The organism is Corynebacterium sp. NPDC060344 (assembly GCF_042725215.1).
Taxonomy (GTDB): domain Bacteria; phylum Actinomycetota; class Actinomycetes; order Mycobacteriales; family Mycobacteriaceae; genus Corynebacterium.
This window is the reverse complement of record NZ_JBHXCS010000002.1, coordinates 321,047-340,028: the sequence shown is the minus strand read 5'-3', so window position 1 is coordinate 340,028 and position 18,982 is coordinate 321,047. Positions and strand designations below refer to the sequence as shown.

The window sequence follows — 18,982 nt, the reverse complement described above, 5'->3', positions numbered from 1 at the left end:
GGAGAGTCATGGGATTGCCCGTTTTCCTCGCCGACTTCGGCCGCGCGCTCCCCGAGCCCGGCGCCACCATCGCGCTCGACGGCCCGGAGGCCAAGCACGTCAAGGTGCAGCGCCTCGCCCCTGGAGACGAGGTGTTCCTGGTCGATGGCGCGGACGGGCGGGCGCGGGCCCGCATTTCGCTTGCCGACGGTTCCCGCACGACCTGCGAGGTCATCTCCGCCGCCATCGACGAGCGGCCGACCCCGCACGTGACGGTGGTGCAGGCGCTGCCGAAGTCCGATCGCGCGGAACTTGCGGTGGACCTCATGACCGAGTCCGGCGTCGACGCGATCGTCCCGTGGGCGGCGCGGCGCTGCGTGGCCAAGTGGACCGGTGCGAAGGCCGGCAAGGCGCGCGACAAGTGGGCGGCCACCGCCCGCGAGGCCGCCAAGCAGGCCCGACGCGCGTGGATCCCGCCGGTGGCGGAACTGCATTCGACGAAGGACGTCGCCGCCCTCGTCGCCGACGTCGTCGGGCGCGGGGGAGTCGCCGCCGTCCTCCACGAGGCCGAGCACCGGCCCTTCGCCGAGGTCGCCGCGGCGGCGGTGGACGCCGGGGAGATGGTGTTCATCGTCGGCCCCGAAGGCGGCGTCGACGACGACGAGCTCGAGATGTTCCGCTCCGCCGGCGCGGACCCGGTGGTGCTGGGGCCGACGGTGCTGCGCACCGCACTGGCCGGCGCCGCCGCCACCTCGGCGCTCGGGCCGCTGACCCGGCGCTGGGGCTGAGCCCGAACCCCTTGATCCGAACCATGACCCTGGTGCGCTTCCTCGTCCCGTGGCTGCTCTGCGCGGCTGGCGGGGCGGTGGCGTCGTGGGCGGGCGTGCCGGCCGGATGGCTGGTCGGGCCGATGGTCGTCGCGGTGGTGCTGTCCCTGGCCGACGCCGGCCGTGCCGCGCCCGACGTCGGCTGGACCAGGCCGTGGCCCAACCGATTCGGCCAGACGGTCATCGCGCTCCTCGCCGTCGGCCCCGTCGCGCAATCCACGCCGGCGGAGCTGCTCGCCGGACTGCCGCTGGCGCTGCTGGTCACCGTCGCGTCGATGCTCGTCGCCTTCGCCGCATCGCTCCTGCTGCACCGCCGCGTCGGCATCGACCGCGCCACGTCCCTGGTGGCCACGCTGCCCGGCGGCGCCTCGCTGATGCTGGCGCTGGCCCGCGACGCCGGCGCCGACGAGAAGTTCGTCGTCTTCGCCCAGTACCTGCGCCTGCTCGTCGTCGCGCTGAGCCTGCCGGTCGTCGTCCTGCTTCTCGACGGCCCGCGCCCCGCACCGTCCGCCGCCGAATCGGGAGCGGCCGCGGAAGCAGCTGCGGAAGCGTCCTCGGGAACTGCCACTGCATCGGGCGCCCCTGCCGTTTCCTGGGCGGTCGAGTGGTTGGGGGACTGGTCCAGCTGGGCGATGATCGCGGCGGCGATGGGGTTGGGGGTGGCCGTCGCAAAGCTTCTGCCGCGGTTCCCCGCGCCCTTCCTCATCCCCGCGATCCTCGCCGGAGCCGGAGGCGCCCTGCTCTGGCCCGAGCTGGCCCCCGACGTGCCGCGCCTGGCCATCGCCGTGGCGTTCGTCGTACTGGGAACGGCGGCGGGCTCCGGCATGACCACCGAAAACATCGCGCAATTCCGCAGGTCGCTGCCGTACGTGCTCGGCGGGGTCGGCATGCTGCTGGCCACGACCGCCCTGTGCGCGTGGGCGATGTGGCGGCTCGGGGTCACCGGCGGCGTCGACTCGTACCTGGCCACCGCACCCGGCGCCAGCGAGCTGGTCTTCGGCTTCGTCGCCGAACGCGGAGGGGCGGGCATCGTCGTGGTCATGCACGTGGTGCGCGTCATCGCCGTCGCCGTCGCCGCACCGTCCGTGCCGCATCTGCTGCGCCGGTGCACGCGCGATCCGCGATAAGACCTAAGATCGGGGAATACCCGGTGACGCCGACGCGCGGCGCACCACCCCAGCAGCCACGCGAAGGAAACGAGGCCCACCCGGCGTGACGGACCCGACCCGACAGCCCGAACGACACAGCGTCGACCACCGCACCCAGGCGATCGTCGAGCTCGACCCCGCGCATGCGCCGATCATCTACGGCCAGGCCGACCGGAACCTGCGGTTGCTGGAAAACCTCCTCGGCGCCGACATCCACGCCCGCGGCGCCACCGTCACCGTGACCGGCCGGCCGTCGCAGGTGGCCACCGCCGCGCGGGCCTTCAAGGAACTCGAATCGATGGCGCGCCGCGGCCACGACCTGTCCACGGACTCCGTGACGCGGGCCGTCGGCATCGTCGGCGCGGACGTCCGCGGCGGCGGCACCGGCGAGCCGGGCGGCCCCGGCAGCGCCTCCGACGTGCTGGGCGGGGAGATCATCGCCCGCCGCGGCAAGGTCGTGCGCCCCAAGACGCAGGGGCAGAAGGACTACGTCGACGCCATCGACCGCAACACCATCGTCTTCGGCATCGGCCCCGCCGGCACCGGCAAGACGTACCTGGCCATGGCCAAGGCCGTCCAGGCGCTGCAGCGCAAGGAAGTCGAGCGGATCATCCTGACCCGCCCGGCCGTCGAAGCCGGCGAGAACCTCGGCTTCCTGCCCGGCACCCTGCACGAGAAGATCGACCCCTACCTGCGCCCGCTCCACGATGCGCTGCGGGACATGATGGACCCGGAGCTGATCCCGAAGTTCATGGAATCCGGGGTCATCGAGGTCGCGCCGCTGGCGTACATGCGCGGCCGGACGCTGAACAACGCGTTCATCATCCTCGACGAGGCGCAGAACACCACGCCCGCGCAGATGAAGATGTTCCTGACGCGCCTGGGCTTCGGCGCGAAGATGGTGGTCACCGGCGACGCGACCCAGGTCGACCTGCCCCGCGAGCAGCGCTCCGGGCTCGACGTGGTCCGCCGCATCCTGGGCTCCATCGACGGCATCGCCTTCCCGCACCTGGGTGCGGCCGACGTCGTGCGGCACTCGCTGGTGTCCGCCATCGTCGAGGCGTACGACGACCACGACGCGGCCGAAAAGGACCGCGCGGAGCGGAAGAAGGGCGACCGTGGCGACCGTGGTAACCGCGGCACCAGCAGCGCGCGCGGTACCCGCGACGCCGGCGGGGACTGGAAGTGGGACTCGGGGGAGGGCAAGTGATCACGGATACCGGCACGGATACGGATGCGGGCACGGCAATCGGCATGGGCACGGCAACCGGTGCGGGCCCGGCAACCGGCATGGGCACCACAATCGGCACGGACGACAGGAGCATGAAGCGATGAGCATCGAGGTCTTCAACGAATCCGGTCACGGCGTCAGCGAGGAATCTCTCGTCGACGTCGCCCGCTACGCGCTGTCGCGCATGGACGTCCACCCCGCCGCGGAACTGTCCATCCACCTCGTCGACGAACCGACGATCGAGGACCTGCACGTCCGCTGGCTCGACCTGCCCGGCCCCACCGACGTGATGAGCTTCCCCATGGACGAGCTCACCCCCGGCTCCGGCCACCCCGAGGCGCCCCAGCCGGGCCCGTCGATGCTCGGCGACATCGTGCTGTGCCCCGACTTCGCGGCCCGCCAGGCGGACAAGGCCGGCCACCCGCTCAGCCACGAGCTCGTGCTGCTGACCGTCCACGGGCTGCTACACCTGCTCGGCTACGACCACATCGAGGCCGACGAGGAACGCCGCATGTTCTCGCTGCAGAACGGCCTGCTCGCCGACTGGTACGACGACGTCGAGCGCCGCGGCGCCGACTTCCCGGCCAAGCCCATCAACCCGGGCGCCTTCCCGTCGGCCGCCGACCGCGAAAAGCTCGACGACAAGCTCGGCGGCGGCCCGGGCAGCACCGACAATTCCGGCAGCACCGGCACCTCCGGCCCTGAGGGCACCGACGACACCGACGGTGGGGCGGGCGCCCGACGATGACCGCTTCGGTGTGGATGATCCTCGCGGTCATCCTGCTCATGGCGATCGCCGGCGTGCTCAGCACCGTCGAGACCGCCGTGTCCGCCATCTCCCGCGCGCGGGTCACCGAGATGGTCCGCGAGGAGGTCGCCGGCGCGAAAGCGCTGGTGCGCGTCCTGGATTTCCGGGCCCGCAACGTCAACGTGCTGGTTCTGCTGCGCACGGTGTGCGAAGTCGCCGGCGCGGTGCTCGTCGCCGTCATCGCCATGGACCACATCGACTCCGACGCCTGGGCGATCACCGCGGCGGTCGTCGTGATGACGCTGTTCAGCTACCTCGTCCTCGGCGTCACCACCCGCACCCTCGGCCGCCGCAACCCGTACGCGGTGTCGCTGGCGTCGGCCGTGATCCTCGGCGGGGTTTCCCGGCTGCTGGGGCCCGTCGAAAAGCTCCTGATCTGGGTCGGCAACGTGCTGACCCCCGGCGGCGGCTTCCGCGACGGCCCGTTTTCCACCGAAGTCGAGCTGCGCGAAATGGTCGACATCGCCCGCGAGCGCGGCATCGTCGAGCACGACGAGCGCCGCATGATCCAGTCCGTCTTCGACCTCGCGTCGACGTCCGCGCGGTCGGTGATGGTGCCGCGACCGGAGATGGTGTGGATCGAATCGGAGAAGCACGCCGGCCAGGCCGTGGCGCTGTGCGTCCGGTCGGGCCATTCGCGCATCCCGGTCATCGGCGACGGGGCGGACGACATCGTCGGCATCGTCTACCTCAAGGACCTGGTCCACCAGACGTACGCGCTCACCGACGGCGGCCGCAGCGTGCCCGTCACCGACGTCATGCGCCCGGCGACGTTCGTCCCCGACTCCAAGCCCCTCGACGACCTGCTCGACGAGATGCAGCGCGACCGCAACCACATCGCGGTCCTCGTCGACGAGTACGGGGGCGTGGCGGGGCTGATCTCCATCGAGGACATCCTGGAGGAAATCGTCGGTGAGATCGCCGACGAATACGATGAGGACGAACGCGCGCCCATCGAACCCCTCGGCGACGGCAGGTACAGGGTCGTGGCCAGGTTGTCGCTGGGCGAGATCGTCGAGCTTTACGACGAAGCCGAGGGGCGCGACATCCGCTTCGACGACGACGTCGTGGAGGAAGTCGACACGGTGTCGGGGCTGATCGCCTACGGCCTGGGGCGCGTCCCCCTGCCCGGCGCCGAGGTCGAGGCCGCCGGGCTGCGATTCACCGCCGAAGGCGCCCGCGACCGCCGCGGCCGCATGCGGGTCCACGCCGTGGTCGTGGAACCCGCCCACCCGGTGCCGGCCGACGCCGGTGCCGGACACGAACAAGAGGAGAACTGACATGGGAAACCTGGACGACATGCTGGCGGGCGCCGGAATCGGCGGCGATTCCGACGACTACGCCACCCCGCCGGGCCACCGCTCCGGCTTCGTGTCCATCGTGGGCCGGCCCAACACCGGCAAGTCCACGCTGACCAACGCGCTCGTCGGCGAAAAGATCGCCATCACCGCCGACCAGCCCGAAACCACCCGCCACCCCGTCCGCGGCGTGGTGCACCGCGAGAACTGCCAGCTCATCGTGGTGGACACCCCGGGCCTGCACAAGCCCCGCAAGCTGCTGGGCCACCGGCTCAACGACATGGTCGCAGAGGCCTACGCCGACGTCGACCTCATCGCCGTGTCGGTGCCCGCCGACGAGAAGATCGGCCCCGGTGACCGCTGGATCCTCGAATCTGTCCGCGAGGCGTGCCCGAACACGACGCTGATGGGCGTGGTGACCAAGACCGACAAGGTCGCCCGCGACGTCGTCGCCGAGCGCCTGATGGAACTGCACGACCTGCTCGGCCCCGAGGCGGAGCTGGTGCCGGTGTCGTCGAACTCCGGCGAAAACCTGGAGACCCTCGTCGAGGTCATGGCGTCGCTGCTGCCCGAGGGGCCCAAGTACTACCCGTCGGGCCACGTCACCGACGAAGACCGCGACACCCGCATGGCGGAGCTCATCCGCGAAGCCGCCCTCGGCGGGCTGCGCGAGGAACTGCCGCACTCGGTGGCCGTCCAGATTGACGAGGTCCTGCCCAACCCCGACCGCGAGGGCGTCACCGACATCCACGCCGTCATCTACGTGGAGCGCCCCGGCCAGAAGCACATCCTCATGGGCAAGGACGGCGGCCGCATGCGCGTCACCGTGCAGAAGGCCCGCAAGTCGCTCATCGAGCTGCTCGGCGAGAACGTGTTCCTCGACCTGCGCATCAAGGTCCTCAAGGACTGGCAGTCCGACCCGAAGCAGCTGGGTCGCCTGGGTTTCTAAGCGACGGGTAATCTCGTCCTTCGATAAACCTCAGGAAAGGGATCCACCATGACCGGCACCGACAACCCCTACGGCGACATCGGCCACGACGGCAGCCTCAACGGCGGCCGCAATGACGGCCACGACGGCGGCCACAATGCTGGCGCAGCACAGAATGGCCAGGCACAGAATGGCCAGCCGCAGGACCAGTCGCCGTACTCGGCGAACGCGCAGAACCAGGAGTACGCGGAGTACGCGGAGTACGCGGCGCAGCCGCACTACGCGCAGAACCAGCAGTACGCGCAGTACCCGCAGTACGCCGCCGGCTGGGACGCCCCGCAGGCCGGCGTGGCGCGCGACGCGGGATTCTTCTCCGCGCTGTTCGACTTCTCCTTCCGCAAGTACGCGACGCCGTCGATCGTGAAAATCGTCTACGTCCTCATCACCGTCGTCATGTCCGTCGGCGTCGTCGTGTGGGCCCTCGCGGCTCTGATCTCCGCATTCGCCACCGACGCGGGCTTTGGCATCATGGCGCTCATCGTCGGCATCCCCGTGGTCCTGGTCCTCTTCGTCCTCCAACTGGCCCTATTCCGCATGCTCCTCGAAGCCGGCCTCGCGCTCGTGCGCGCCGCCCAGTCCCTGCAGAACCTGGAGCAGCGCCGCTGAGCGGCGGCGGCCGATAATCGATGGCGGAGAGCTACCGGGATAGGGCGATCGTCGTCAAGCGGCACGACCTGGGGGAAGCCGACCGCATCATCGTCCTGTTCACCCGCGACCACGGGATCGTCCGCGCCGTGGCCAAGGGCGTGCGGCGCGCGAAATCACGGTTCGGATCGCGGCTGGCGCCGTTCGTCGACGTCGACGTCCAAATCCACCCCGGCCGCAACCTGGGCACCATCACCGGCGCCGAAGCCGTACGGACCTGGGCCGCACCCATCGTCGACGACTACGCCCGCTACACCTGCGCCTGCGGGGTGCTGGAAACCGCCGAACGCCTAGCCGGCGAAGAAGGCACGCCCTCGCCAGGGCTGTGGGACCTCACCGTCGGCGCCCTCGAATCGCTGGCGAATTCCGAAACCGGCGGCAATCGCGTCGTCGGCCGCACTCCCGGTGTCCTGCTGACCGCCTACCTGCTGCAGGCCATGGCCGAAGCCGGCTGGGCGCCCAGCCTCTTCGACTGCGCCCAATGCGGAAAACCCGGCCCCCACAAGGCATTCGCCCCCGCCGCCGGCGGCGCCGTCTGCGTCGAATGCCGCCCACCCGGCGCCGCCACGCCACCCACCGACGTCCTGCGCCTGATGTGGTGGCTCGCCCACGACCGCTGGGACTACGTCGCCGCCGTCGCCGGGGCCCGCGGCTTCCGCGCCATGGCTGCACAGGCACGCGGCTTGGCGACGGCCCACCTTCAATTCCACCTCGGCCGGCGCGTCGCGGCACTGTCGTACGTCGATGCCAGATGGGGAGAAGACGGGCCGTCGTAAAGCGACCCCCACCGGAAGTGAAGCCCGCAGGGCGCCGTGGGGCATGATGGGGATGTGACCCCGCCGAAGCCGAACCCCATCCCGCACGATTCGCCCGTCCCCGAGGAATTCCTCCCCGGGCACATCGCCCTGGTCATGGACGGCAACGGGCGATGGGCCCAAGAACGCGGCATGAAGCGCACCGAAGGCCACAAACGCGGCGAGGCCGTGCTCATGGACTGCGTCGACGCCTGCCTGGAAATGGGCGTGCCGCACCTGTCCGCCTACGCGTTCTCCACGGAAAACTGGCGGCGATCGACGGACGAGGTGCGGTTCCTCATGGGCTTCAACCGCGACGTCCTGCGCCGGCGCCGCGACGAACTCGACGCCAAGGGCGTGCGCGTGCGATGGGCCGGGCGGCGGCCGCGGCTGTGGCGGTCGGTGATCAAGGAACTCGAGATCGCCGAGGAGCAGACCGCCGGCAACACCAACCTGACGCTGTACATGTGCGTCAACTACGGCGGCCGCGCCGAAATCGTCGACGCGGCGCGGGAAATCGCACGGCTGGCGGCGGCGGGGGAGATCAAGCCCGGCGACATCGACGAGAAGAACTTCGGGCGCTACCTCGACGAACCCGGCATGCCCGACGTCGACCTGTTTCTGCGGCCCTCCGGCGAACAGCGCACGTCCAACTTCCTGCCGTGGCAGTCGGCGTACGCAGAGCTCGTGTTCCAGGACCGACTGTTCCCGGACTTCACCCGCGAGGACCTGCGCGCCGCCGTCATCGAATACGCCAAGCGGGACCGGCGGTTCGGCGGCGTGAAGTAAGCGCGGCGGGAGGGGAAGTAGGCCTGGCGGGGGCGTGACTTTCGAACAGTTACGCTGATCGGGGCGGCGGGGGCCGGGTCGCTCGGGGTGCAGCACAACGGCGGGTGAGGCGATCGGGGGCTCTGGACTGGAAAATTCGCGGAATTTTCCAGTTCCGTTGCGGGGCAGGGGATGTCGCCGGGCGAAGGTTCGATTCTGTGCCATTCGAACGAAAGTTCCCCGGCGAGAATCCGGGACCGCGTGTAGGTTCTGGGGTGCGAACAAACGGGCGATCACGAATCTCGGGTGGGGACCATGACTGGGACGCAGGGGAACGACGGAACCGGTGGCATCGGTGGAATCGGCGGCGGTGAGAATGACGGTGGCGGTGGTGGTGGCGGCACCGAAGGAATTGGCGGCGGTGCGAATGACGGTGGCGGTGGTGGTGCCGGCCGCTGGGACGGTGAGGGCGGAGTGGGTCGAATCGTCGACAAGCTGGCCCGCACCATCGACGCTGCCGTCCGCGAACTGAACTCGCTGCCCATCGGCGGCGTCGGCGCGGATGGCCACCACGGCGAGGAGGTGAACGCCGTCGAGGCGGGGATCGTGCGCTTGCGCAACGCCGTGCGCATGGCGGATCCCGTTTTCGCCGAGTACGCCGATGCCGTCGTCGTCAACGAATTGAACAAGCGGGGCGGTGGGCGCGCGACGGCGAGGTCATACCTGAAGCGCCTGTTCGACCTGACCGACACGGAAGCCCGGCACCTGCTTGCGTTCCGCGACACGCTGCACCCGGAACCCGACCCGGACCCGCCGCCCGACGTCACCGCCGACGAGCTGAAAGCCGCGGAAGAGCAGCTGGAGCGCCGCCGCCAGGTGGGCGACCGGCTCGCGGCGGCCGCGAAGGAGGGAAACTTCCCGGTGGGCAAGGCGACGAGCATGAACGACATCCTCGGCAGCTTCACCGGCCAGTCCGATGGCCTGATGGAGGAGGTGGCCGAGGCGATCACAGACAACGTCGGTTCGACCCCCGCCGACCTGTTTCGTTCGATGTGCACCGCCGAAGCCCGGAAACGCCTGGAAAAGCGGAAGTCGGCGATGAAGGCGGGAGCGTCGCAGGTCCGCATGACGGTGAGGGCTCCAAACGTCGACGGGCTGTGCAAGATCGACGCCATGGTGCCGGCCCCGACCGCCGCGGCGCTCAATGCGCTGATGCACCTCAATGCTGGGCCGGGCGCGTTCATGGATCTTCCCGAGGGAGTGGAGGATCCCCGGACGCTCACCCAGCGCCGCGTGCACGCGCTGCACCATGTACTGCTCTTCGCGCTACAGCGAAGCGGTGGCGTAGCGGCTGCGGGAGCTGCGAAAGCCTCGGTAGCTGCGGAGGTTGGGGCGACTGCGGGGGCTGCAGAGACTGCTGGAGCAGCTGGAGTTCGGGACGGCACTGGAACTGCGGGGGCTGCCGGAGAGGCGGGGGCTGCCGGGGTTGCCGGCGGGATGCGGAGCGGGACGCGCCCGGGAGTGCCTGACGGCGGGTTGCTGCGATGGCTCCGGACCGAGTCAGCGTTCTGGGATCCCGAGCGGTGTCCCTTCGTCGCGGATCTCTATTCGGGAGTCGCGCGGCCATTGGCTCGTCCGAACCCCGGCGTGGCGTCGATCGTCGTGGCGATCAGGGCGTCCGACCTGGATGGTGAATTGACCATCCGCGAACCGGCGCGGCCACCGGGGGAACGATCAGGACCAGGGGAAACAGGTGCTACAGGAGACACAGGCGCACCAGGGGGAACGGGTGCCACAGGGGAGCACAGCGAACAGGGGACTCCGGGTGCCCGACCATTCAAACGCTTTCCGACGAACACCGGCATCGACCTCACGCTGCCCGAGCTCGGGGCGCACAAGTTCTCGTGGCTGGCGTTGCTCGACGACATCACGGGCAGGCCTTTGGACCTGGGCCGCTCGCGACGCACTGCGGATTTGTGGCAGCGAATCCTGCTGATGGCCTCGGAGACGGTGTGCACCTTCCCCGGATGCGAGCAACCGGCGGATGCGTGCGAAACGCACCACATTGATGCGTGGCTGTTCGGAGGAGGAACGGACATCGGCAATTGCACGCTGCGCTGCCCCGAACATCACCGCGAAAATGACGATGCCGACTCGGGCGATGTCAGCGGAAGGGCGACCCATCCCAGGGAGACGGGGAAAGTCGGCCACGTGAAGCCCGGCGAAACTCCGGAATTCAACGACTCCCCGGCGGCGCGGCGATCTCCCGGCTGGTCCGACTCATGGTGGGGCACCTACCAATCTCAACGTCGCGAAGCTGAATCGTCGGCGACGGGATGGTGGGGCTGGTCGGGATAGTATTCGGCCCGTTTCCCGGGCCGGGTTTCAGTCTTCCTGGCACTCGCCGCACACGCCGAAGATCTCGGCAGTGTGCCCGGTCAAGCGGAAGCCGTGCTCTGACGCCAGCGTGCCGGCCCAATCTTCGACGGGGCCACCGCCGATCTCCACCGTCTCACCGCAATCGGTGCACACGAGGTGATGGTGATGATGGTCGCCGCACAAGCGGTACAGGGCCTCACCCGCATCGGTGTGCAGCACGTCGACGGCCTTGACCTCCGACAATGACTGCAGCGTGCGATACACCGTGGTCAGTCCGACCTTGTCGCCGCGCTCGACGAGCACCTGGTGGATGTCCTTGGCGGAGCTGAACTTGGTGATCTCGTTCATTGCCGCGATCACCGCCTTGCGCTGGCGAGTGCTCCGAACGCCGATCTTCGGGGGACGGGCGGCGTCTTCTCCCGCAGCCGCAGCGGGATCGCCGTAGGTTCCGGCCGCCGTTGAACTCGCCGCAGAGTTGTCCGCCGAGTTCTCCGGCGAATTCTGGGCCGAATCCGCCGCTGAATCCTTCGCCGAATTCTCCGTCGATGACCTGGATGACGTGGATGACATCGCCGACCTCTCCAATCCCGGCACGGTTCGCGCCCCTTTCCGGCTTCGCGGTGAAAGGCGGGAGCGGTGCCGTCGCAAAGCTTGTTTCGCATCCCGACATTACCCTCGCCGATTTGCCGGGGCCGATGGGCATGAAACCCGCACCGGCGGTTAGAGTGGGGAGCACTTGTTGGCGGCCCATCCGGGCCGTCAATTGCACGGGGCGGCCCATCGCGCCGCCCACCGTCATCCCGCACCCGGCGGATCCACCGCGGGGCGGGACACCGTGAACCAAGGAGCGTTAGAGGCAGTGGCCCCGAAGTCTGTCGTCGATACCGTCGCGAACCTGTGCAAGCGCAGGGGTTTCGTCTACCCCTGTGGTGAGATCTACGGCGGTACGCGCTCCGCGTGGGACTACGGTCCGCTGGGCGTGGAGCTGAAGGAGAACATCAAGCGCCAGTGGTGGAAGACGTTCGTCACCGGCCGCAAGGACGTCGTCGGCCTCGACTCGTCGATCATCCTGCCGCGCCAGGTGTGGGAGGCGTCCGGGCACGTCGCCACGTTCACCGACCCGCTGGTCGAGTCGCTGCACACCCACAAGCGCTACCGCGCCGACCACCTCCTCGAGGCCTACGAGGCCAAGCACGGCCACCCGCCGGCCAACGGCCTTGCCGACGTGCCCGACCCGGAGACCGGCCAGCCGGGCAACTGGACCGAGCCGCAGAACTTCTCGGGCCTGCTCAAGACCTTCCTCGGCCCCGTGGACAACGAGGTCGGACTGCACTACATGCGCCCGGAGACGGCGCAGGGCATCTTCGTGAACTTCAAGAACGTCATGACCACCGCGCGCATGAAGCCCCCGTTCGGCATCGGCCAGACCGGCAAGGCGTTCCGCAACGAGATCACCCCGGGCAACTTCATCTTCCGCACCCGCGAGTTCGAGCAGATGGAGATCGAGTACTTCACGGCCCCGGACGACGCCCCGGCGAAGTTCGACGAGTGGGTCGACGCCTGCTGGAACTGGTTCCTGGACCTGGGCATCAACCCGGAGAACATGCGCCAGTTCGACGTTCCGAAGGATGAGCGCGCCCACTACTCGGCGCGCACCATCGACTTCGAGTACCGCTTCCACTTCCAGGGCAACGAGTGGGGCGAGCTGATGGGCGTGGCCAACCGCACCGACTACGACCTGGGCTGCCACATCGACAGCTCCGGCGAGGATCTGCGGTACCACGACCAGGTCTCCGGCGAAAAGTACGTGCCGTACGTCATCGAGCCGTCCTTCGGCCTGACCCGCGCCATGATGGCGTTCCTGTGCGACGCGTACGTCGAGGAGGAGGTGCCCAACGCAAAGGGCGGCACCGACACCCGCACGGTGCTCAAGCTGGACCCGCGCCTGTCGCCGGTGAAGGTCGCGGTGCTGCCGCTGTCGAAGAAGGACACGCTGACGCCGACGGCCGAGGCCGTCGCGGACAAGCTGCGCGGCCTGTGGGCCGTCGATTACGACACCTCGGGTGCGATCGGCCGCCGCTACCGCCGCCAGGATGAGATCGGCACGCCGTTCTGCGTCACCGTCGACTTCGACACCCTCGAGGACGATGCGGTGACCGTGCGCGAGCGCGACACGATGGAGCAGGAGCGCGTCAAGATCGACGAGCTCGAGGGCTACCTCGCGCAGCGCCTGATCGGCTGCTAGTTCGGTTTCGGGCAATCCTTTTACGCGAGCGAGGAGACAACGCATGAGCGACATGAACGATCGTGACCGGCTCGAGGCACGGGGGCTTTCCGACGAGCCGACGGTGGCGCCCGCCGAGGACGTCGAGGCTCCCGCCGTCCCCGAGGCCGATCCGGTCGATGTCGTGGAACCCGCCGAGCCGGCTCCGGGAGAGGAGGCGCCGGCGGACCCGCTGGCCGAGGCTGCACCCGCCGACCCCGCCGCCCCCCAGCTCCGCGAGATCGACGAGTCCCATGCCGCGACCCTGGACGACGGCACCGTCGTGCACTGGGAAAGCTGGCGTCTGGGCGACGAGTCCAAGAGCGGCAACGAGGTCCGCATCCCGGTGACCGCCGAGGGCGCGGAGGTCGCGGAGTACGTGCGCGTCGGTCCGGAGGAGGCCATTGCCACGGCGCAGGGCGCGTGGGATTTGGATGTCGTGGGCGATGGTCGTCTCGTCGCCACGCTCCCGGATGGCCGCGTGTTCACCGCGGGCGCGAAGGACCGCCCGAAGTTGTCGCGCGCGAAGACCATCGACGTGGATCTGGGCCAGGATCGCCACCTGTTCGTGGTGTGCGAGGGCGCGCAGAATTACGTCATCGAGGATGATCGCGGCGGCAAGCTCGGACAGTTCACGGGCGCCAATCGCGGCGTGCGCGCGGCGGAGATCCAGTACGACACGGATGCCGGCCGTGCGCTGCCGGACGAGGAGAAGATTTTCCTCACGTGGGTGGCTCGCCGGGTGCTGGAGTACCGGATGATCAGCTCGACGTGGATTCTCACGGTGTGCCTGCTGCTGCTGATCGCCTACCTCGTGTGGGTGTGGGTGTCGTAGGCGGCGATGGTTGGCGTTGATCGGCCCGGGCGTTCACCGGGGGATGGGCAAGGTCCCGTCCCCGGTGATGCGCCCGGGCCGTGGCGCATGTCGGGGGCCGGGGGCAGGGTGCTTTGCGACGCCGCCGGTGCACCCATTGCGGCCGATTGGCGGGTGACGCCGTCGGGGTTGACGGGGCGTTCGTTCACGGTGTCGTCGCCGGATGAGTGGTGGCGTGCGCGTGCCGTGGGGCTGACGGTGGCGCATGTGGTGCTGTCGGGGCCGGGTGGCGAGCTGAGCTTGAACCGGCGCGACGGGGAGCGCGGCCGGGACATCGTCGATGTCGCGGAGCGGCGTTTGGTGGCGCGGACGAAGGTGGAGCGGGGCCGGGTGGCGGTGGAGATCGTCGGGGGCGATCCGGATGGTGCGGGCGTCGATGCGGGGCTGTTGGCCGCGGCGGCGTTCGCGTGCGCGCACCTGGACGGCACCGCGCGATTGATGGGCTAGACCGGCCGGACGGCCAGACGGTCAGACGGGCCGGGCGGCCGAGGCTAGAAGCTGCCGGAGCCTCCGGAGAATCCACCTCCGCCGCCGAATCCACCGCCGCCTCCGCCGAACCCTCCGCCGAAGCCGCCTCCTCCGCTCATCATGCCGCCGATGACCATGCCGGCGATCATGGCGCCGGAGTTGCCGCCGCCGCGGTGGTTCATGCGCTGGCGGTGGCGGTTGATGTCGTCGCGGGCGGCCTTGGCGGATTGGCGGCCGAGTTGGGCGGCCGTGCGGGCTTCCTGGATGCCGCGGCGCGGGTGGCGTGCGGGGTCCTTGCCGGGGTCGCCGGCGATCTGTTCGGCGATGGCCAGGTGCCGTTCGGCTTCGGCCAGGCGGGTGCGGGCGGTGGAGCCGACAATGCTGCGGCGGGTGCCGATGATGTCGCGGGCCCCGGTGACCTGGGCGCGCGCATCGGTGAGGGCGTTGTGCAGCGTCTGCATCTTGCGGGTGAAGGCGTTGGCGGCGTCGCGGGCTTCCTCGAGTTCGTCGTCGAGGTCGGCGTCGGCGTCGGTGAGGGTGGTCCAGGCGCCGAGGGGGTCGGTCGAGCCATTTGTTTCGGCGAATCCGAGTGCGCTTCGCCCGGCTTCCACTGCCTTCGATAGTGCCGGGCGGTCGATGTTGGCGGCGTCGGGTGCCGCGAGGAGATTGGTGGCTTCGTCGATTTCGCCGCGCACTTCGGCGACGAGCGCGCCGAGGCCGGAGAGGGCCTGCGCGATGTTGCCGTCGGCGTGCTCGATGCCCTCGACCAGCTTTTCGGCCTGGTCCAGGGCGAGGTCGGTGGCGCGGAGGGCGTCGATGAGGCCGGCCTGTTCGCCGGCGGGCCTGGTCAGCAGATTGCGGGCCTCGTCCCGGGAGGTTTCGGCCATGTTGACGTGCTCGGTGGCCATGTCGATGTTGTCGGAGATCGATTCGAGCATCGATTCGTCGTAACGCGCCCGGAGGGCGTCGAGGGTGGTGGCGGCCTGGGGGATGCGCGTGCGCAGGTCGATGGCGCGCTGGGTCAGGTGGTCGAGGGTGTCCGGTGCGTTGAGCAGCTGCTCGCGCATCTCGGCGTAGCGAGCGACTTCGGCGTCGAGGCGGTCGTCGGCGGTGCCGCAGGTGGAGATGATCTCCAGCAGCATGCCGCGCCGTTCGCCGTCGCCCAGCGAGGGGCCGTCGTCGATGCGCTGGCGCAGTTCGAAGGCGCGGTTGAGGGTGCGCTGCGAGTGGTCGCGGGCCTGGGCGAGGTCGCGGACGCGGGCGTCGCCGAATTCGGCGCGGGCGAGGTCGAGTTCGGTGGTGGCCAGGCGGATGGACTCGTCGGTGGAGACGAGTTCCTCGCGGGCCAGTTCGTCGAGGGCGTCGGTGGACAGCCGGTCGTGGGATTCGATGTCGTCGGGCCGGAGGGTCTTGCCTTCTTCGATTTCGGTGGCGGTGCGCTTCTTCTTGTTGCGCCGCGACCAGGCGACGGCGCCGCCGCCGAGCACGGCGGCACCCGCGGCGCCGGCACCGAGGACGCCGAGGCCTTCGGCGGCGGTGGGGGCGGTGGCTTCCTCGATGGCGGCGATGGCGGCGCCGGTCCAGTCGTCCCGGCCGAGTGCCGGAGCTGCTGCATCGAACAGGTCCTGCCCGTTGGTCGAAACGTCACTTCCCGCGCCGCCGCCGGCGTTTCGGTCGTTGACGGCCACCGCGAAGACGACGAGGTTCGGCGTGCCACCGAGAGACTGCCAGGTCTGCTGGGCCCACTGTTCGGCCTGCATGCCGTCGAAGGTGTCGACGAAGACGATGCGCACGACAGTGCCCTGTTCCTGCTGGAGCTGGGCGGCGCGTTCGTTGATCCTGGCTTCGTCGGCGCCGGAGAGAACCCCGGCGTTGTCCCAGATCCGGCCGTCGAATCGTTGGGGAGCCTCGGCCTGTGCGGTCGGTAGGGCGGAGGGCACGGGCCCGGAGGAGAGCACGACGCCGGCGAGCGGCCCGGACAGCGCGACGAGTGCGCCGGCCCCGATGGTCGCGGCGATGCGGTGGCCGCGATGGCCCCGATCGCCGACGTGGCCGCGATGGCTTCGGCGCCCGCGGCTGGTGCCGTCCGTGGAGCTGGTGCCGTTCGTGGGGCTGGTGCGGTGTGTGCGGCGGGTGCGGTCGTGCTCGGTCATGCCCCGAGGATACGTGTGCGGGTGTGCCGCCACAGTGGACCGGCCGGACGCGCCCGCCGCATGGCGGCGAAGACACCGCATCCGCCGGACCCGGCCGCGGCGCGGTGGCCCCTACAGCGCGCCTACCGGCGGTGACGCGGGATCGGCGGCATGATGGGCGCGTGGCAGCCCGATACCGTTATTCCGCTTCCGATCTCGACCGCATCCTCCACGAGGGTGCGAAGCAGTCCCTGCTGCCCGGTTCGGAGGTCGTGGAGGCCCACCGCACGGCGTTTTCCCGCGACCGAGCGAGGGTGCTGCATTCGGCTGCTTTGCGACGGTTGGCCGACAAGACCCAGGTCGTCGGTCCCCATGATGGCGATACCCCGCGCACCCGGTTGACCCATTCGCTGGAGGTGGCGCAGATTGCCCGCGGCATCGCCGCCGACCTGGGCGCCGACGAGGATTTGGCGGAGCTGGCCGGTCTGACGCACGACATCGGGCATCCGCCGTACGGGCACAACGGCGAGCGGGCGCTCGACGAGATCGCCGCCGAGTGCGGGGGGTTCGAGGGCAATGCCCAGACGCTGCGCATCCTCGCCCGCCTGGAGCCGAAGACCCTCGATGATTCGGGGCACCCGTGCGGGCTCAATCTCACGCGGGCGGCGTTGGATGCGGCGTGCAAGTACCCGTGGACGCCGATCGCGCCGGATGGCACGAAGCGCACGAAGTATGGCGCGTACCAGGAGGATGCGCCGATCCTGGAGTGGATCCGCGCCGGTGCGCCGTTTGGCCGCCAGTGCCTGGAGGCGCAGATCATGGACTGGTCCGATGACGTCGCCTATTCGGTCCACGACGTCGAGGACGGCATCGTTTCCGGCCGCATCGACCTCGGGGTCCTCTGGGACACCGTGGAGTTGGCGGCGCTGGCGGACAAGGGCGCCCGCGCGTTCGGCGGTGATCCGGCGGAGCTGGTGGAGGCCGCCGGCCGCCTGGCCAGCCTGCCGGTCGTCTCCGCCGCGGCGTCCTACGACGGGTCGCTGCAGTCGATGGTGGCGCTGAAGAGAATGACGTCGGAGTTGGTCGGCCGCTTCGTCACCGCGTCGGTGGCGGGGACGAGGAGCGCGGCGAGGGCGCGGTGGGCGTCGTCAAGCGATGCGGAGGGAATGTTCGGCCCGAAGCAGCCCATCGACCGTGCCCTGGGGCGGTATGCGGCCGATTTGGCGGTGCCGGCGGGGATCCTCGCGGAGGTGACCATGCTCAAGACGATCGCGGTGCTGTACGTGATGGATCTGCCGCGGCACATCCGCAGGCAGGATCGGGAGCGCGACCGGCTGTTCCGCGTCGCGGAGTACCTGAAGGAGGGCGCGCCGGGCGCCCTGGATCCGGTGTATCGCCGCATGTACGACCAGGCGGAGTCGGATGCGGGGCGGCTGCGGGTGATCGTCGATCAGATCGCATCGATGACGGAGTCGCGGGTGGAGAAGCTCGACCGCGGCATCGCGGGCGTTTCGGCGGCCTGGGGTTGACGGATCCGGGCTGAGGCGCTCGGGATGACGGATTCGAGCTGACGGATCCGGGCTGACGCGCTCGGGCCGGCGCTCTCCGGCGGATGAGCTATGGCGGGTGGGGGCCCGGTGTGGCTCAGAAGAAGAACCCGAACTCGATGATGATCAGCGCGGCGATGAGGACGATGACCGCGATGAGGATGGGGAACCGCAGCATGTCCAGCGTGGCGTGGACGCGGGCGAGGCCGGAGTCGGGGGAGCGGTCGGCGGCGTCGCCCATGAAGCGCAGGAACGCGAACCAGAACATGGTCAGGGTCACGGCCCACACGGCCATGCAGTAGATGCACAGGGCGTGGATGTTGTAGACCGCGTGGTAGGCCAGCCAGAGGCAGAAGATGGCGGCGAGGCCGAGGCCGATGACGAAGGCGGTGCGGAACCAGCGGGGCAGGGCCGCGCCGGTGAGCATGATGACGCCGATCGCCATGACCACCGCGAATCCCGCGATGCCCAGCAGCGGGTTGGGGATGCCGAAGGCGGCGGCCTGCTCGCTGATCATGACGGAGCCGCAGGTGAAGGATTCGCCGAAGCTGCAGGTGGGGACGTAGGAGGCGTCTTCGGCGAGTTCGAACTTTTCCACGGTCAGCGTCATCGACGCGACGAGCCCGATGAAGGCGCCGATGACGTAGAGCCAGGCCAGCGGTGCGGGCGTGGCGAGGGCGGGGCTGTGCCCGCGGTCGGTGCCGGCCGCGGTGCGCTCGGCCGGGCCGGAGTGGTCGGCGCCGGTGGTGACGGCGTGGGCGGTGCGGTCGGTGCCGGGGGCGTCGGCGGTCATCTGCGGTTCCTGTCGGGGTCGGTGGTGCGGGTCCGGCATT

General features: G+C 69.9%; 17 protein-coding genes. 14 read left to right on the top strand and 3 right to left on the bottom strand.

The window, feature by feature from the left end:
• Window positions 1–8: 8 nt before the first annotated feature.
• The 10 genes from ACFWGD_RS04265 to ACFWGD_RS04220 all read left to right on the top strand — a co-directional run bounded on the left by ACFWGD_RS04265 (window position 9) and on the right by ACFWGD_RS04220 (window position 10,844).
• Window positions 9–767 carry a 16S rRNA (uracil(1498)-N(3))-methyltransferase gene (locus ACFWGD_RS04265; RefSeq protein ID WP_377777314.1) on the top strand — a complete coding sequence of 253 codons (759 nt, stop codon included), beginning with the start codon at window positions 9–11 and terminating at the stop codon, window positions 765–767.
• A 23-nt stretch (window positions 768–790) separates the two neighbouring features.
• On the top strand, window positions 791–1,933 hold the full coding sequence (locus tag ACFWGD_RS04260) for an AbrB family transcriptional regulator (RefSeq protein ID WP_377777313.1): 1,143 nt from the start codon (window positions 791–793) through the stop codon (window positions 1,931–1,933).
• Window positions 1,934–2,018: 85 nt separating this feature from the next.
• On the top strand, window positions 2,019–3,164 hold the full coding sequence (locus tag ACFWGD_RS04255) for a PhoH family protein (RefSeq protein ID WP_377777312.1): 1,146 nt from the start codon (window positions 2,019–2,021) through the stop codon (window positions 3,162–3,164).
• Window positions 3,165–3,285: 121 nt separating this feature from the next.
• Complete coding sequence (ybeY, locus tag ACFWGD_RS04250; RefSeq protein WP_377777311.1) at window positions 3,286–3,933, top strand: rRNA maturation RNase YbeY; 648 nt, start codon at window positions 3,286–3,288, stop codon at window positions 3,931–3,933.
• On the top strand, window positions 3,930–5,273 hold the full coding sequence (locus ACFWGD_RS04245) for a hemolysin family protein (RefSeq protein ID WP_377777310.1): 1,344 nt from the start codon (window positions 3,930–3,932) through the stop codon (window positions 5,271–5,273). Before ybeY ends, ACFWGD_RS04245 begins: the two co-directional genes overlap by 4 nt.
• Window positions 5,274–5,292: 19 nt before the next feature.
• A complete protein-coding gene (gene era, locus ACFWGD_RS04240) occupies window positions 5,293–6,240 on the top strand; it encodes a GTPase Era (protein ID WP_377777484.1) in 948 nt (315 codons plus the stop codon).
• Window positions 6,241–6,288: 48 nt separating this feature from the next.
• Window positions 6,289–6,885 carry a DUF4282 domain-containing protein gene (locus ACFWGD_RS04235; protein ID WP_377777308.1) on the top strand — a complete coding sequence of 199 codons (597 nt, stop codon included), beginning with the start codon at window positions 6,289–6,291 and terminating at the stop codon, window positions 6,883–6,885.
• Window positions 6,886–6,905: 20 nt separating this feature from the next.
• Window positions 6,906–7,700, top strand: coding sequence for a DNA repair protein RecO (gene recO / locus ACFWGD_RS04230; RefSeq protein ID WP_377777307.1), 795 nt, complete (start codon window positions 6,906–6,908; stop codon window positions 7,698–7,700).
• 78 nt (window positions 7,701–7,778) lie between these two features.
• Window positions 7,779–8,507 (top strand): isoprenyl transferase, encoded by a 729-nt coding sequence (locus tag ACFWGD_RS04225; protein WP_377777483.1) that lies wholly within the window; start codon window positions 7,779–7,781, stop codon window positions 8,505–8,507.
• Window positions 8,508–8,801: 294 nt separating this feature from the next.
• Window positions 8,802–10,844: an HNH endonuclease signature motif containing protein gene (locus ACFWGD_RS04220; RefSeq protein WP_377777306.1), complete on the top strand. Its 2,043-nt coding sequence runs from the start codon at window positions 8,802–8,804 to the stop codon at window positions 10,842–10,844.
• A gap of 27 nt (window positions 10,845–10,871) precedes the next feature.
• On the opposite strand, the gene ACFWGD_RS04215 is transcribed toward ACFWGD_RS04220, so the two are convergent.
• A complete protein-coding gene (locus ACFWGD_RS04215) occupies window positions 10,872–11,258 on the bottom strand; it encodes a Fur family transcriptional regulator (protein ID WP_377777482.1) in 387 nt (128 codons plus the stop codon).
• 466 nt (window positions 11,259–11,724) lie between these two features.
• Between ACFWGD_RS04215 and ACFWGD_RS04210 the strand changes: the two genes are divergently transcribed.
• The 3 genes from ACFWGD_RS04210 (at window position 11,725) to ACFWGD_RS04200 (ending at window position 14,449) form a co-directional block, all read left to right on the top strand.
• The gene (locus ACFWGD_RS04210) at window positions 11,725–13,110 is read left to right on the top strand and encodes a glycine--tRNA ligase (RefSeq protein ID WP_377777305.1); all 1,386 of its coding nucleotides are present in this window, start codon (window positions 11,725–11,727) and stop codon (window positions 13,108–13,110) included.
• A gap of 43 nt (window positions 13,111–13,153) precedes the next feature.
• A complete protein-coding gene (locus ACFWGD_RS04205) occupies window positions 13,154–13,963 on the top strand; it encodes a hypothetical protein (RefSeq protein WP_377777304.1) in 810 nt (269 codons plus the stop codon).
• An 87-nt stretch (window positions 13,964–14,050) separates the two neighbouring features.
• Entirely contained in the window at window positions 14,051–14,449 is a 399-nt protein-coding gene (locus tag ACFWGD_RS04200; protein WP_377777303.1) for a hypothetical protein, read from the top strand.
• 44 nt (window positions 14,450–14,493) lie between these two features.
• Here the strand turns inward: ACFWGD_RS04200 and ACFWGD_RS04195 are convergent, their stop codons facing one another.
• On the bottom strand, window positions 14,494–16,623 hold the full coding sequence (locus tag ACFWGD_RS04195; RefSeq protein WP_377777302.1) for a TPM domain-containing protein: 2,130 nt from the start codon (window positions 16,621–16,623) through the stop codon (window positions 14,494–14,496).
• Window positions 16,624–16,784: 161 nt separating this feature from the next.
• Here ACFWGD_RS04195 and ACFWGD_RS04190 point away from each other — a divergent pair, with 161 nt between their 5' ends.
• The gene (locus tag ACFWGD_RS04190; RefSeq protein ID WP_377777301.1) at window positions 16,785–18,131 is read left to right on the top strand and encodes a deoxyguanosinetriphosphate triphosphohydrolase; all 1,347 of its coding nucleotides are present in this window, start codon (window positions 16,785–16,787) and stop codon (window positions 18,129–18,131) included.
• Window positions 18,132–18,246: 115 nt separating this feature from the next.
• Here the strand turns inward: ACFWGD_RS04190 and ACFWGD_RS04185 are convergent, their stop codons facing one another.
• Window positions 18,247–18,942 carry a vitamin K epoxide reductase family protein gene (locus ACFWGD_RS04185; RefSeq protein ID WP_377777299.1) on the bottom strand — a complete coding sequence of 232 codons (696 nt, stop codon included), beginning with the start codon at window positions 18,940–18,942 and terminating at the stop codon, window positions 18,247–18,249.
• Between the last annotated feature and the right edge of the window lie 40 nt (window positions 18,943–18,982).

Bases quoted from the DNA above. Each gene is read 5' to 3' on its own strand.
- ACFWGD_RS04265 (WP_377777314.1), top strand. From the start codon at position 9: ATGGGATTGCCCGTTTTCCTCGCCGACTTCGGCCGCGCGCTCCCCGAG.
- ACFWGD_RS04260 (WP_377777313.1), top strand. From the start codon at position 791: ATGACCCTGGTGCGCTTCCTCGTCCCGTGGCTGCTCTGCGCGGCTGGC.
- ybeY (WP_377777311.1), top strand. From the start codon at position 3,286: ATGAGCATCGAGGTCTTCAACGAATCCGGTCACGGCGTCAGCGAGGAA.
- ACFWGD_RS04245 (WP_377777310.1), top strand. From the start codon at position 3,930: ATGACCGCTTCGGTGTGGATGATCCTCGCGGTCATCCTGCTCATGGCG.
- era (WP_377777484.1), top strand. From the start codon at position 5,293: ATGCTGGCGGGCGCCGGAATCGGCGGCGATTCCGACGACTACGCCACC.
- ACFWGD_RS04235 (WP_377777308.1), top strand. From the start codon at position 6,289: ATGACCGGCACCGACAACCCCTACGGCGACATCGGCCACGACGGCAGC.
- recO (WP_377777307.1), top strand. From the start codon at position 6,906: ATGGCGGAGAGCTACCGGGATAGGGCGATCGTCGTCAAGCGGCACGAC.
- ACFWGD_RS04220 (WP_377777306.1), top strand. From the start codon at position 8,802: ATGACTGGGACGCAGGGGAACGACGGAACCGGTGGCATCGGTGGAATC.
- ACFWGD_RS04205 (WP_377777304.1), top strand. From the start codon at position 13,154: ATGAGCGACATGAACGATCGTGACCGGCTCGAGGCACGGGGGCTTTCC.
- ACFWGD_RS04200 (WP_377777303.1), top strand. From the start codon at position 14,051: ATGTCGGGGGCCGGGGGCAGGGTGCTTTGCGACGCCGCCGGTGCACCC.
- ACFWGD_RS04195 (WP_377777302.1), bottom strand. From the start codon at position 16,623: ATGACCGAGCACGACCGCACCCGCCGCACACACCGCACCAGCCCCACG.
- ACFWGD_RS04185 (WP_377777299.1), bottom strand. From the start codon at position 18,942: ATGACCGCCGACGCCCCCGGCACCGACCGCACCGCCCACGCCGTCACC.